Genomic DNA, 14250 nt, shown 5'->3' on the forward strand with positions numbered 1-14250 from the left:
CCATGGGAAACCGCTGCGCGGTGATCGGCGTCGGCCAGACGAGATACCAGACGAAGCGGCGCGACGTGTCCATCGCCGGGCTGGTCAGGGAGGCCGCCCTGCGTGCGCTGGACGACGCGGGGCTGACGTTCAAGGACATCGACGCGGTCGTCATCGGCAAGGCGCCCGACCTGTTCGAGGGCGTGATGATGCCGGAGGCGTACCTGGCGGACGCGCTGGGCTCGGCGGGCAAGCCGATGATGCGCGTCCACACGGCGGGTTCTGTGGGCGGCTCCACCGCGCTCGTCGGCGCGTCCCTCATCCAGGCGGGGGTGCACGGCCGGGTGCTCGTCGTCGCCTTCGAGAAGCAGTCGGAGTCGAACGCCACCTGGGCCCTGTCCACGCACCTGCCGTTCAGCGCGTCACTGGTCGTCGGCGCCGGGGGCTACTTCGCCCCGCACATCCGGGAGTACATGCGGCGGTCGGGCGCGCCCGAGCACATCGGCACGCTGGTCGCGGTCAAGGACCGGCTGAACGCGCTGAAGAACCCGTACGCCCACCTGCGCATCCCCGGGATCAGCCGGCAGATGGTCGAGTCGACCCCCATGCTGTGGGAGCCGATCCGCTACCTGGAGACCTGCCCGTCGTCGGACGGCGCGTGCGCGATGGTGCTGGCCGCCGAGGACAAGGTGACCGGCACCCCGGCCTGGGTCCACGGGACGGCCATGCGCTCCGAGCCGATCTTCCGGGCCGGGCGCGACACCGTGAGCCCGCAGGCCGGCAAGGACTGCGCCGCCGACGTCTACCGCCAGGCCGGAGTCTCCGACCCGCGCAGGGACATCGACGTGGCCGAGGTCTACGTGCCGTTCTCCTGGTACGAGCCGATGTGGCTGGAGAACCTCGGGTTCGCGGGCGAGGGCGAGGGCTGGAAGCTGACCGAGGCCGGATGCACCGCCCTCGACGGCGACATCCCGTGGAACGCCTCGGGCGGGGTGCTCTCGTCGAACCCCATCGGCGCGTCGGGGCTGATCCGCTTCGCGGAGGCGGCCCTTCAGGTCCGGGGCATGGCGGGGGAGCACCAGGTCGACGGCGCGGGGCTCGCCCTCGGCCACGCGTACGGCGGGGGCGCCCAGTTCTTCGCCATGTGGATCGTCGGAAGCCGCAAACCCTGATCGCGGGAGGTCCGCCGGGATGGAGTTCAACCACGCCGATCTGTTCGAAGGGCTCGCGGACGCGATCGGGGACCGGGTGGCGGTCGTGTGCGGTGACGACCGCCTGACCTACGCGGAGCTCGACGCGCAGGCCAACCGGCTGGCGCACCACCTGCGCGACCAGGGCGTGGGGCCGGGGACGCACGTGGGCATCCAGCTCTGCAACGGGCTTGAGCACGTCGCCGGGCTGCTCGCCGCGCTCAAGCTGCGCGCCGTGCCGATCAACGTGAACTACCGGTACGTCGAGTCGGAGCTGCTCTACCTCTACCGCGACTCCGACATCGTCGCCCTCCTCTACGACGTGGAGTTCGACGACCGGGTCCGCGCCACGGCCCCCGAGGCTCCCGCCCTGCGCCACCTGATCGCGGTGGGCGGGGAGTCCGCCGTCCCCGGCGCGGTGCCGTACGGCGAGGCGGTGGCGGACGGGTCCCCGGCGCGGGACTTCCCGCCGCGGTCCGGCGACGACGTCTACATCATCTACACCGGCGGGACCACCGGCATGCCGAAGGGCGTCATGTGGCGGTCGGAGGACCTGTTCATGGCGTTCGGCGGCGGCAACCCGTACGGCGACCCGCTGCCGACGCCCGAGGCGGTGATCGAACAGGCCAGGGGCGCCACGCCGATGATCATGATGACGGCCGCCCCGCTCATGCACGGCGCGGCCCAGATGGGCACGTTCATCGCCTGGTGGATGGGCGGCACGATGGTGTACGTCCGCAAGTTCGACCCGGCCGCCGTGCTGCGGGCCGTGGAGCGGGAGCGGGTCGTCTCGCTCACGATCACCGGCGACGCCATGGCCCGCCCGCTCGCCGAGGAGATCGCCCGCAGGGCGTACGACCTGTCGTCCCTGTTCGTGGTGGGCTCGACGGGGGCGATCCTCACCGGCACGGTGCGCGCCCGGCTGGAGGAGCTGCTGCCGGACAGGATGATCCTCGACAACTTCGGCTCGACCGAGTCGGGGTACACCGCGTCCGGCGTGTCCGGGTCGTCCCCCGAGTCCGGCCTGAAGTACCAGCCCAAGGCCGGCGCCGCCATCGCCGTCATGGACGAGACGCTCACCCCCGTCAAGCCGGGCTCCGGTGAGATGGGCATGGTCGCCAAGGCCGGGCGGATCGCGTTCGGCTACTACAACGACCCCGTCAAGACCGACGCCACGTTCGTCTCCGACGGCGACGGCACGCGGTGGCTGCTCACCGGCGACCTGGCGAGGGTCGAGGAGGACGGCACGATCCTGGTGTTCGGGCGCGGCTCCCAGTGCATCAACACCGGCGGGGAGAAGGTCTTCCCCGAGGAGGTCGAGGCGGTGCTCAAGGGGCACCCCGCGGTGTTCGACGCGGTGGTCACCGGCCTGCCCGACGACCGGTGGGGCTTCCGGGTGGCCGCCGTCGTCCAGCCGTACGAGGGGGCCTCGCCGACGCCGGCCGAGCTCGACGCCCACTGCCGGACGCGGCTGTCGGGCTACAAGGTCCCCCGGACGTACGCGTTCGTGGACGAGATGGTCCGCTCCCCGGCGGGCAAGGCCGACTACCGCTGGGCCAAGGAGATCGCCGGCTCCGCGTTCCCCTGAGCGGCGGGGGCCGAGGCGATCCGGTCCTCGCCCGCGGCCCCTTCGCTCCCTACGCGCAGACGTCGCGGTAGGGAAGGCCGGAAAGGTACCTCTCCCAGTCTCGCTCCCGAAGGGTGTGGCCCACCCGCGCGCACACCTGGCGCGCGATCCGCCCCGGATCCACCGGATACTCGTGCACACCCCCGGACCCGTCGGCGGCGTACAACGCGGAGCCGTCCCGGCTGAACGCCAGGCTGAGGATCTCGCTTCCGTAGAGGTCGACGGCGGGGCCGAGACGGCGTCCGGCGGCGACGTCCCAGAGCTGGACGCCGCCTTCGCCTCCGCCGGTGGCGAGCACGTGAGCGTCCGGCGAGAAGGAGACGGCCTCGACCGGCTCAAGGGCGCCGTGCAGGACCGGCGGCCGCAGCGTCGGGCCCCGGGTGCTCCAGATCGCGATCCTGCCCATTCCATCGCCCATGGCCAGCATCCGCCCATCGGGCGCGAACGTCAGTTCGCCGAAGCCGTAGCCGTCTTCCGAGGACAGGTCGTAGCTTCCGCCGACCGGCCTGGCCGAGGCGGCGTCGACGAAGCGGCCGAGATCGGAGCCGACCGCGATGTAACGCCCGTCCGGCGAGAAGACGTACTCCCCGGGGGACGAGGTGAGGCGCACGGTCTTGCGCACCTCGCCGCTGCGGACGTCCCACAGCCCCATCCACAGCTCGTCCTCCTGACTGGCCGACCGGATCACGAACGGTGACATCTGGGCCACGAGGGTGCCGCCGTCGGGGCTCAACGCCGCCGATTCGAGGTGCCAGCCGGCCTTCCCCGAGATCGTGCGCAGCACCCTGCGGGTGGCGACGTCCCACACCTTGTACGCCCGCATGCCGTCGTGGGTGAGCAGGAAGCGGCCGTCGCGACTGAACTTCGGGGGATCGGAGCCGACGGCGTCGGAGGCGGGCTCCGACCCCCGGAGGGGCTCCCCGAGGAAACGGCGCCCGCGGACGTCCCACAGCCGCACCGGCCCCGTCTCACTCGTCCGGACCGCCAGCAGGCGCCCGTCCTGGCTGAGCGCCGCCACGCTCGGTCTGCCGGGAATCCCACCGCCGGCGAGGCGCTGCCCGAGATCCAGGGTGACGACCGATTGGTCGGCGAGGTAGCGCAGCGAATGCCCGTCGGAGTCGAAACGGACATCCGACGCGGCGCCGTCAAGCCGGTAGTCCAGCACCAGGTGGCGGTCCGCCACCCGCCACACCTGGATCCGGTTGTCGGCGAACGAGGCCAGCAGCCGGCCGTCCGGGCTGTACCGCAGCTCGGGCCTGGTCGTGAGGTCCAGGTTCACCGGCCCCGCCGCCTTCCACTCTCCGGCGCGGCGGGCCGTCCCCATGTCGACGAGGGTGACCGCCCTGTCGCCCCGGCAGGCCAGCGTCCGGCCGTCCGGGCTGAAAGCCAGGAAGACCGGGGTGCCCGGGCAGGACGTGCGGAAGCGGGTGTCCTCGGTCCCGCCGGGGAGCCGCCAGACGTGGATTCCCGGCTCGGCGCCCTCCGCGACCGTCGCGGCGAGCCGCCCCGAGGACGCGACGGCTCCGTGGCCGAGACCCCACTTCTCGTGGCCGTGGAAACGGCCGCTGCCGACGTTCCAGAGGAACAGGCCCTGATTCTCGTGCACTATGAGGGTCGAGTCGTCGTCGCCGAACTCCAGGCCGTACGGTACGACCGACCGGCGGTCCTCGGGCTTCGACGGGTCGTCCGCATAAGGGTCGTACTCGCGCTTCCGCTTCCCGGTGCGGGTGTCCCACACGACCACCTTCGCGCTGAGCGCCACCGCCAGATAACGGCCGGTCGGGCTCAGGGCCACATCCTGCAGGAACTGGTCCGCCCCGATCCCGGGACGGGCCCAGCCGCCGTTCCTCTTGCCGGTGCGCACGTCGTAGAGGCGGACGCCGTCGGCGCTGACGTCGGCCAGGACGCGGCCGTCGCGGCTGAGCGCGCGCCGCGTGGTGCCGGTGGCCTGAGGATCGTGGAAGGCGGCGATCTCCGGCTGGTAGAGGGAGGTCGTCAGGGCGGAGCGGGTGTCGGTACCGGGAGCGAGGCGCCACGCGGCGACCGTCAGCAGCATCGCCGTGCCCGGATCGGTCGTGCGCATCGTCCCCGCGAACGCGGAGATCTGCTGTCCGGTCGCCTGGTCGCGCTGCTCGGCGATGCGGCGGCCCTGGTACACCGACAGGCCGCCACCGGCGACCGATACGACGAGCAGCGCGGCCAGCACCAGCGTCAGCAGTCGTCGCCGGGTGGCGTGCCTTCTGACCAGGGCGGAACCGGCGTCGAGATACTCGCGCTCCCAGGCGTTCAGAGCGAGGTGGCGGCGGCCGCCCGCGGCCCAGCCCAGTGCCGCGTCGAGCCGGGCGCCCTGGAGCAGGTCGGCGTCCTTGCGGCCGTCCCTGCGCCAGCGGTACGAGGCCGCGGCGAGCTCGACGTGGGCGCGCAGGCCATCATGCTCCTCGTCCGCCCAGGCGCGCAGGCGGGGCCAGGCTCGCAGCAGGGCCGGCCGGGCGAGCGTGATCGAGCCGTCCGCACCGGCCAGCAGGCCGGCCTGGGCCAGGTCCGCGAGCACCCGCTCGACGGCGGCCCTCTCCTCCGGGGAGCGGCCCTCCAGCAGTTCCTCGCGGCGGACCCGGCGGGTGTTCTCGTCTCCGTGCTCGTCGACCGCGATCATGCGCAGCAGCACGTCGGGGACGACGGCCTGCTGGGCCGGGCCGAGCCCGCCGTACACCTCCTCGGCGACCACGCCGAGGCCGGGCACCCCGTCGTCGGCCCGGCCCAGCAGACCGGCCTCGGCGCTGCCCAGCGCGAGCAGATCTCCCTGGAAGCCGCGGAATCCGCTGACCAGGGCCATGAGGAGGTCGCGCGCCGACGGGCGCGCCGCCGCCTCCTTGTGCAGCGCGGCGGCCACCAGCGGACGCAGTGACCCGGCGAGCATGGTCAGGTCGGGGTCGGCGGAAAGGACCTGGTGCATGACGCCACCGAGGCTCTCCGCGTCGAACGGGTCTTTCCCCGTGGCGGCGAACACCATCGTGGCGCCCCAGGCGAAGACGTCGGCCGCGGTGCCGGCCCGCTGCCCGGTGAACACCTCGGGCGCCATGTAGGTGGGCGTGCCGGTGACCAGCCCGCTCGCGGTCAGCGACATCTCCAGCGTGCGGGCGATACCGAAGTCGATGACCCGCGGCCCGTCCGGCCCGAGCAGGACGTTGTCCGGCTTCAGATCCCGGTGGATCACGCCCGCGTCGTGGATCGCGGCCAGCGCGGTGGCCACGCCGGTGGCCAGCCGGTGCAGGTCGTCCCCGTCGAACCGGCGCTCCTCCTGACGTACGGCGCGGCGCAGGCTCGGCCCCTCCACGTACTCGCTCACGATGTACGGCTGATCGCCGTCCAGCCGTGCGTCGATGACCCGTGCCGTGCAGAACGACGCCACCCGCCGCGCCGCCGTCGCCTCCCGCCCGAACCGGCCGCGCAGCTCCCGGTCGCGGGCCGCCTCTCCGTGCAGCACCTTGACCGCGACCCGGTGGCCCGTGGAGTCGTACGCCTCGTACACGACCCCCTGGCCGCCCGCCCCGAGCCGGCCCGCCAGCCAGTAGTCGCCCAGCCGCTCCGGATCCTCCGGCAGCAATGGTGCGGCCAACGCCATGTCCCACATCCTCGTCTCTCGACACCTCTTAGATGCGGGCAACCCGGCGGGGGTTCTACGGCGTCAAGCGCCGGGGAGCCGAGTCACCGGTCGTCACGTACACGACATCTCGTCGCGCGCGGCCCTCGACCAGGCCCATGCCGCACGTGAACGGCCTGTCCGATGACGGTGCGCCCCTGCCTGCTCTCCATGCCGCCAGCCTCCTCATGCGGCCGGCGTGCAACGGTTCATGTCACGTCTGCCGCAGCAGGTCGAGCGCCAGCTCGTCGAGGGACCGGATGACGGTGACGCCGCCGAGGGGCGTCGTCGCGGTGGCGGCCCGGTCCAGCCAGTACGGGCGAAGGCCCGCCGCGCGGGCTCCCAAGGCGTCCACGTCGTACCGGTCGCCGACGTACGCGACCTGATGGGGCGGCAGCCCGAGCAGGTCGCAGCCGGCATGGAAGATGGCGGGGTCGGGCTTGGCCGCGCCGTGCTCGATCGAGCACACGACGGCGTCGCCGAAGTGGCCGAGCAGGCCGACCATCTGGAGCTTTCGCCGCTGGTGGGCGAGCGACGAGTTGGACACGACGCCAAGCTTGAAGGCCGGCGCGAGCTTCCGGAGAACGGCGTCGGCGTCGGGGAACGCCGCCCAGGCGGCCTCCCGGAACTCCACATAACGTCCGAACCAGAGGGCCGCCTCGTCGTCGGTCAGGCCCGAGGCGGGAAGGCGCCCGGCGTGCGCCAGGAACCGCCTCGTCCGGACGAGCTGCTGCTCGGCGAAGGTCAGCTCCCCGGCGAGGCACCGGGCGTACTCCTCCTCCATGATCTGCCGCCAGACCTCCACCGCGTCGGCGGCCGACGGGAACAGCTCCAGGAGCCCCTCGGCCGTCAGATGGCCGATCAGCCCGGTCTCCTCCGAGGCCGAGTAGTCGAAGATCGTGTCGTCGATGTCGAACAGCACTCCGCGGATCGTCACCCGTCCACTGTGCCAGCCTCGGTGAGACGGGCTGCCACGGGCCGTGGGCCTTCTGCGCGAGCGCGGTCTACGCGTACGCCGCCGCGAGGGCGTGGAAGACCTCCTTGGGCTCCTGGCCGCCGTCGCCGAGGATCCGCACGACGCCGTACGACGCCATGTCGAGGTCCAGCCGGGGGTCATCGGGGTGGTACGGCGTGCCGTATCCGGCGAAGGTGAACCAGAAGGCGGCGTCGACGCCCTCGTCCTCGAACACCGCGAGCGACTCCTGGAGGTAGCGCACCTGCTCTCCCTCGTCGCGGACGTAGTCGCCGTCGAGCTGGGGCGGCTCCGCGGTCCAGTCGAGGATCGCCCACGCCATGCCGCCCCGTGCGCCCGCCCCTGCGTAGGCGCACGTGCCGAACTCGGTGACCGCGACCGGCTTGCCGAGCCCCTTCCGGGACCGCAGCCCCTCCCGGTAGGTGGCCGCGTTGTCCGCGTCGCGGTACGCGTCCACGGAGACGATGTCGAACGGGCCCCAGTCGACGTCCTCCCACTCGCCCGAGGCATAGGTGATCCGCCCGCCGAACACCTTGCGGGCGGCCTCGACGGTCTCGGCGAGGAAGGCGTTCATCCGGGCCGGCATCTCGGCGAGCCCGGCGTACACCTCGTGGTCGCCGGAGCCGAGCGCGGCGATGCGCTCGTAGACGCTCCCGCCCGGGATGAAACCCGCGCTGAACAGGCTCATCTCGCAGCCGGTGACCAGCACCACCTCGGCCCCGCCACGCCGTACGGCCTCGGCCCTTTCTGCGCAGTCGGCGAAGAGCGGCGCGAGCTCCTCCAGCGTCATCTCGCAGGGGAAGGGCGCGAACCAGACCTCCAGGCCCGCGTCGGCCGCGTGCCGGGCCGCCACGCTCAGGCGCTCGGGATCCCCGCCGGTGATGCGCACGGCGGTGCAGTGCAGGTCGTTCGCGATGGTCAGCATCTCCCGCCGGACCGTCTCGGGGTCGAACGTGACCCGGGTGTTGTAGCCGCCGGGGAAGAAGCCGGTGTCGTAGTTGATGCCCTTGGTGCGCATACGGTCCCTTTCTACGTTCCGGGCGCGCCCGGTCTCAGTGTGGTCTTGCCGGTTTCAGCGGCTCTCGGCCCTGACCATCGACATGATCGGGTTTGCCGGGAGCCCGCTCGCGACGAGCGCGAACGCGGTCGCGACGATGAAGATCACGTTCGACAGCCAGACCATGGTGGAAACCGGCAGGGTGAAGGCGCAGGCGAGCCGGACGAGGCACTCGGCAGTGAGCGTCACTCCCCAGACGGCGGTGTAGACGCGTTCGGCGCGCCGGAAGCGCGGCGACCGGGAGGACAGCCGGTCCCAGGCCGCCTCCTTGGCCGCGACGCCTCGCGTGACCCACAGGCGCAGGGGCATCGACATGAGGGGGCGGGAGGTGAACGCGGAGCCGAGCATGGCCAGGCCGACGACGCTGGTGAGAGCGGAGTCCTTGGCGATCATCATGCGGGCGTCGCCGGTGGTGAAGCTCAGCACGATGCCGGCGACGTTGACCGCCAGCATCAGCGCGGCCTGCCCGTTGAGGCGCCGGTCGCGCACCAGCTCGGCCACCGTGCGGACGGCCGGGATGCCACCGCTGAGAGCGAGCGCGAGCACCTCGCCGAGCCCCAGGGCGCTGTGCAGGAGGTAGTAACAGCCCATCGGCAGCGCGAAGTCCAGGGCCATCGGCCGCAGGGCCCTGCCCAGCCCTCCACGCCGTCCGCCCGCTCCCGCCGCGAGTCTCTCGCCGGCTGACGAGGTCTCGTCGCCGCCGAGGGCGTCGGATGTGGCACCGCCCGGCGTGGTCAGTGTCTGCGCCATCGGGGACTCCTCAGTGGTCTGGGGTGATGTGTCCAGACTCGCTGAGGCGCGGTGGTGGCGTAAGAATCACCGATACCGATCCCGGCGGTACAAATGTCACACCCACCGCTTGCCGCTGCGCCGGCGCCGAGGTGGGCGACGCCGCCGCGCATCGGTACGCGGAGGAGTGCGGGCGGCCGGCCCTCAGGGCAGGGTCAGGACCTGCGGGCCGGCCTCGGTGATGGCCACCGTGTGCTCCATGTGGGCGGCCCGGCTGCCGTCCGTCGTCCGCAGCGTCCAGCCGTCGCCGTCCGTCCGGTAGCGGTTCCCGCCGCCCGCCATCATCATCGGCTCGATGGCCAGGGCGAGGCCGTGGCGGAGCGGGTAGCCGCGGCCCGGCCGTCCGTCGTTCGGCACCGCGGGGTCTTCGTGCATGCGGCGTCCGATGCCGTGGCCTCCGAAGTCGCGCGGCATCCCGTATCCGGCGGCGCGCGCCACCGCGCCGATGGCGTGGGAGATGTCGCCCACGCGGTTGCCGACGGCCGCGGCGGCGATGCCGGCGTCGAGGGCCCGCCGCGTGGTTTCGACGAGCTGGAGGTCGGCGGGACGCGGCGTGCCGACCGTGAACGTGACGGCGGCGTCGCCGGTCCAGCCGTCCAGCTCCGCTCCGCAGTCGACACCGAGCAGGTCGCCGTCCTTGATGCGGTAGTCGCCGGGGACGCCGTGCACGATGGCGTCGTTCACCGACGTGCAGATGACCCCGGGGAAGGGCGTCGGCGCGAACGAGGGCCGGTATCCGAGGAACGGCGAGCGCGCGCCCGCCGCGTCCAGCACCGCGCGGGCCGCCTCGTCCAGGTCACGCAGGCGAACGCCCACGGCCGCGGCCTCCCGTACGGCCGTCAGGGCCCGGGCCACGACCCGTCCCGCCTCCCGCATGACCGCCAGGGCGTCGTCCGACTTGATCTCCACCATTGCGGGCTCCTCGGTAGACCAATAGTTATACCGGTATTAGTATCACGGTCATGGTGAGACCTCCATTGAGTCCGTTGGAACGCGAGCGCGGGGAGCGGTTCGGCTTCCTGATCCGGCAGGCGCGCGGTGACCGCAGCATGGTCGAGATCGCGGCGGCCGCCGGGCTGTCGGCGGAGACGCTGCGCAAGATCGAAACCGGGCGTGCCCCGACGCCGGCCTTCTTCACGGTCGCGGCGCTGGCCGCCGCGCTGGGCCTGTCGCTGGACGAGCTCGCCGCGGCCTGCGCCGAGGGCGGGAACGGCGGCGGGACGGCGCTCCGGCAAGCCGGCTGAGAGGGTGTTCGAGAAGGGTTGACAACGGCTTCGGCGCCACCGCCTGCCACCAGAATTGCGCTTCACTAGGGCATATACCTGACCTATACCGGCTCGTCCTACGTTCGCCGAGAGCCACTTCCCGGCTGATGAACTGGAGGGCTGGAAGATGGGCAGAAGCCCACGACCGCTCATGAGGCAATTCCTGAGGCTGTTCGTCTGTGCCTTCATGCTGACGGCGCTCGGCATCACGACCGTCTCACCGGCGTCGGCCGCACCAAAGCCCCTTTGGGGCACCGTCATCGGTTCAAATGAAGACGGGCGGCTCGAAGTCATCGCTTTCAGTAGCGACGACACTCTGTACACGAATTATCAGCAAGTCGGGGGCCGCTGGAGCGGATGGCAGGCCCGTGCCCAGATTCCCGAGGGTGTCGTCACCCAAGGGCCGATCGTCCGGTCCAACAAGGACGGACGCATGGAGATATTCGCCGGGACCGCCGACGGCAGGCTCTACCACATGTGGCAGGTCGCCAAGAACAGCGGCTGGAGCGGCTGGGCCCAGCTCGGCAAATGGCCGATGACGACCGGCCTGTCGGTGACCGTCAACCTGGACGGCCGCATTGAGGCGTTCCTGTCCGACGGCCGTGATCTGTGGTCGGTCTACCAGCTCTCGGCCACGTCGGGAACCGGCTGGGGGTCGGCCGACCTCGGCACTCCGGCCTTCACCTACCTGGTGAACGGCCCGGTGGCCGCCGCGCAGAACGGCGACGGGCGGCTGGAGGTGTTCGCTGTGGGGTGCGGTATCGCCAGCCCTTATGACTGCGGTATTCCGAGCGTCTACCACAAATGGCAGAACGCTCCCGGTCGTGACTGGAGTGGCTGGGCGCCGATGAGCCACTGCAACGACCAAACCCTGAATTCCATTGCCACCGCCAAAAACGAGGACGGAAGACTCGAGTTCCTCGAAATAGTGCCCACCCATGGCTACTACAACGGCGACCTGTGCGCGCAGTGGCAGCTGCCGGGGCCGACCGGCGGCTGGCATGCCTTCGAGAACCGGGGTAACGGTCAAATCGACACGACCGCTCCCGTGGCGATCGCCAACGACGAGGACGGACGCATCGAAGCGTTCACGGTCAACAGCAACGGCACCATCCAGCAGATGTGGCAGCTGGCCAAGAACGGCGGCTGGAGCGGCTGGAACAAGCTCGGCACCCTTACCGGATTCACCCGGTCCGGTCTCGGCGCGGGCCGCAACAAGGACGGCAGGCTTGAGGTGGTGGCCATTCGCGGTGCCGGTCAGCCCTATCACATTTGGCAGACCGTCAAGAACGGCGGCTGGAGCGACTGGGCCCCGCTGGAAGCCGGCTAGGCCGGGAGGGATCGGCGGATCGAGCCGGTGGCCGGTCGCGGGCGAGGCCCTCGTCTACAGTTTCCTGGCCCCTTCGCTCGCGAGGGCGGCCACGGCGCCCAGGCCGAGGTAGACGACGCCGCTGCCCACGTCGAGCCGCCTGCGGGCACGCGCGGAGGAGCGGAGCCGCCCGGCCAGGGCCGACGACGCCAGCGCGTACGAGCCGTCGCTGGCCATGCCGAGCACTATCCAGATCGCCCCGAGCAGCACGATCTGGGGCGCCAGCGGGCCCCGGGCCGGGTCGGCGAACTGAGGGAGGAAGGCGAGGAAGAAGATGACCGTCTTCGGGTTGAGCACGTTCACGACGAAGCCCTCGCCGAGCAGCCGCGACCGCGACGCGTGCCTGACCTCGGTCGGCCCCGCCTCCGACCGGGTCATCAGCTTCCGCACGCCGAGATAGACGAGGTAGGCCGCGCCGAGGTACTTGACGACGGCGAACGCCGTGGCCGACGCGGCGAGCAGCGCGCTGATCCCGAGCGCGGCGGCGGCGACGTGCACGAGCGACCCGGCGTGGACGCCCAGCACCGACAACAGCCCCGCCGTACGGCCCTGGGCGACGCTGCGGGTGACGATGTAGACCACGGCGGGGCCGGGCACCAGGAGCAGCGCCAGCGTGGCGGCCGAGAACAGGGCGAGTGTCGTGACGGACGGCATGCCGCGATGGTAGGGACCCGCTTCACCGTTCCGCCACGGGGTTTTCGCCCTACGCCTGCGCGGTGCGGCGGCGAACCGGCTCAGGAGCGGCGTCTCCTTGGGACGAACAGCACGACGAGCAGGAGCACCACGGAGACCAGGCACGCGACGTACCAGCCCCACACGATGTGACTGTCGAAGGAGAAGTGCAACTGCGCCAGATCGGCCGGCGAGAGCTTCCCATATTGCGGGTGGTGTGAGCCCAGATCCTCGACGCGGTTCGCGAAGCCGAGGATCGAGGCGGCCGCTGCCAGTCCCGGCACCGCCGCCCACGAGACGGACAGGCGCCGGGTGAGCCGGTCGGTGGTCGCGATGGCTGTCACGAGCAGGTCCATCACGAGCGCGAAGACGCCCCAGCCCGTGTCGAGCCCGGTCACCTGTGCGACGTCGATGGGCAGGCTCATCACTTCGCTCAGCACACCCACCTCGCCCCACGGCATCGCCGTCGTCAGCATGAAGACGATTCCCACCACCGCGACCAGGGTCGTCATCACGTTGCGGGCGGAGAAGGGTCGTGACTGCGCGTCCTCCGGCGACGCCGCGGCTCCGGGGGCTGCCGGCGCGCCCTGGGTCTCCCGGCGCGTACGGCCGGCGGCCGGTGAGCTCTGCACGGACGCGGGGTCCGACATGAACGCCGTGGCCATTCTCTGCCGGAACTCCGACCCGGCTCCGTGACCGGCCCCGGCGCCTGGAGTGGCCCCAGCGCCTGGAGTGGCCCCGGCGCCGGGAGTGGCGCCGGTTCCGGGAGCGGTGGAGGCCCGGACGCCCTCCGTGAGCAGCGTGTCCCCCGGGGCCTCCTGGCCGATCAGGCGGAGCAGAACCTGACGCGCGGACGGACGGCGGGCCGGGTCCTTCGCGAGGCAGGCCGCGACGACGTCGCGCAACGAGCCGGGCAGAGTGCCGAGATCAGGGTCTTCGTGCAGGATGCGGTGCATCACCGCCGGAATCGAGTCCTGCCCGAACGGCGTGAGGCCGCTGGAGGCCGTCGCGATGGTGCACCCCCAGGCGAAGACGTCGGCGGCGGGGCCGACCTGGTCGCCGCGGATCTGCTCGGGGGCCATGTAGGCGGGCGTGCCCACGATCGCGCTCGACAGCGTGCCGGTGGCGTCGAGGGCGCGGGCGATGCCGAAGTCGATGACCCGCGGCCCGTCGGCGCCCATGATGACGTTGCTCGGCTTGAAGTCGCGGTGGACGACGCCGGCCTGGTGGATGGCGGCGAGCGCCGTCACCGTCGCGATCGCCAGCCTCTCCAGCGCGGGCCCTTCGAACCCCCCGCCAGAGGCGATCATGCCGGAGAGCGGAGGGCCGTCGACGAACTCGCTGACGATGTAGGGCCGCTCGCCGTCCGCGTCCGCGTCCAGCACGCGCGCCGTGCAGAACGCGGCGACCCGCTTGGCGTGCCCCAGCTCCGCGGCGAAGCGCGAGCGGGCTTTGGCGTCGCCGCTGAAGCGGGCGTGGAGCAGCTTGACCGCGACCGCTCCGCCGTCCGGGGCCTCGCCCCGGTACACAGTGCCCTGGCCGCCTTCCCCGAGCACCCCGACGAGCCGGTACGCGCCCACCTGCTGGGGGTCGCCCGGGCGAAGCGGTTGCGGCACGGCGATCCCTTCCCTTCATGGCACGCGAGACGGGGTGAGGTTACCGGAGCTGATCACCCGTAGGGCGTGAAAC

11 protein-coding genes are annotated in these 14250 nt (G+C 71.9%); 4 read left to right on the forward strand and 7 right to left on the reverse strand.

The features are described 5' to 3' along the window. Positions 1-2 precede the first annotated feature (2 nt). Together AB0B72_RS01725 and AB0B72_RS01730 are read left to right on the forward strand one after the other, a co-directional pair. Positions 3-1151, forward strand: a complete 1149-nt coding sequence (locus AB0B72_RS01725) for a thiolase domain-containing protein (protein ID WP_367736333.1) — start codon at positions 3-5, stop codon at positions 1149-1151. 19 nt (positions 1152-1170) lie between these two features. Then, positions 1171-2757, forward strand: a complete 1587-nt coding sequence (locus AB0B72_RS01730) for an acyl-CoA synthetase (protein WP_367736334.1) — start codon at positions 1171-1173, stop codon at positions 2755-2757. Between the two features lie 49 nt (positions 2758-2806). Here the strand turns inward: AB0B72_RS01730 and AB0B72_RS01735 are convergent, their stop codons facing one another. The 5 genes from AB0B72_RS01735 to map form a co-directional block, all read right to left on the reverse strand. Continuing rightward, positions 2807-6418 (reverse strand): protein kinase, encoded by a 3612-nt coding sequence (locus AB0B72_RS01735; RefSeq protein ID WP_367736335.1) that lies wholly within the window; start codon positions 6416-6418, stop codon positions 2807-2809. Between the two features lie 232 nt (positions 6419-6650). Further along, positions 6651-7373, reverse strand: coding sequence for an HAD family hydrolase (locus tag AB0B72_RS01740; protein ID WP_367736336.1), 723 nt, complete (start codon positions 7371-7373; stop codon positions 6651-6653). Between the two features lie 67 nt (positions 7374-7440). Further along, on the reverse strand, positions 7441-8427 hold the full coding sequence (locus AB0B72_RS01745; protein ID WP_367736338.1) for a hypothetical protein: 987 nt from the start codon (positions 8425-8427) through the stop codon (positions 7441-7443). Between the two features lie 54 nt (positions 8428-8481). After that, entirely contained in the window at positions 8482-9216 is a 735-nt protein-coding gene (locus AB0B72_RS01750) for a VC0807 family protein (RefSeq protein ID WP_367736339.1), read from the reverse strand. A gap of 183 nt (positions 9217-9399) precedes the next feature. Then, positions 9400-10167, reverse strand: a complete 768-nt coding sequence (gene map, locus AB0B72_RS01755; protein WP_367736340.1) for a type I methionyl aminopeptidase — start codon at positions 10165-10167, stop codon at positions 9400-9402. Positions 10168-10217: 50 nt separating this feature from the next. Between map and AB0B72_RS01760 the strand changes: the two genes are divergently transcribed. Beyond that, a complete protein-coding gene (locus AB0B72_RS01760; protein WP_367736341.1) occupies positions 10218-10499 on the forward strand; it encodes a helix-turn-helix domain-containing protein in 282 nt (93 codons plus the stop codon). 172 nt (positions 10500-10671) lie between these two features. Next, positions 10672-11850, forward strand: a complete 1179-nt coding sequence (locus tag AB0B72_RS01765; protein WP_367736342.1) for a hypothetical protein — start codon at positions 10672-10674, stop codon at positions 11848-11850. A 54-nt stretch (positions 11851-11904) separates the two neighbouring features. On the opposite strand, the gene AB0B72_RS01770 is transcribed toward AB0B72_RS01765, so the two are convergent. Continuing rightward, on the reverse strand, positions 11905-12543 hold the full coding sequence (locus AB0B72_RS01770) for a LysE family translocator (RefSeq protein ID WP_367736343.1): 639 nt from the start codon (positions 12541-12543) through the stop codon (positions 11905-11907). Between the two features lie 80 nt (positions 12544-12623). Continuing rightward, entirely contained in the window at positions 12624-14177 is a 1554-nt protein-coding gene (locus tag AB0B72_RS01775) for a serine/threonine-protein kinase (protein WP_367736344.1), read from the reverse strand. Positions 14178-14250 lie beyond the last annotated feature (73 nt).

The sequence above is a fragment of the Microbispora sp. NPDC049125 genome, from assembly GCF_040802045.1.
GTDB lineage: Bacteria > Actinomycetota > Actinomycetes > Streptosporangiales > Streptosporangiaceae > Microbispora.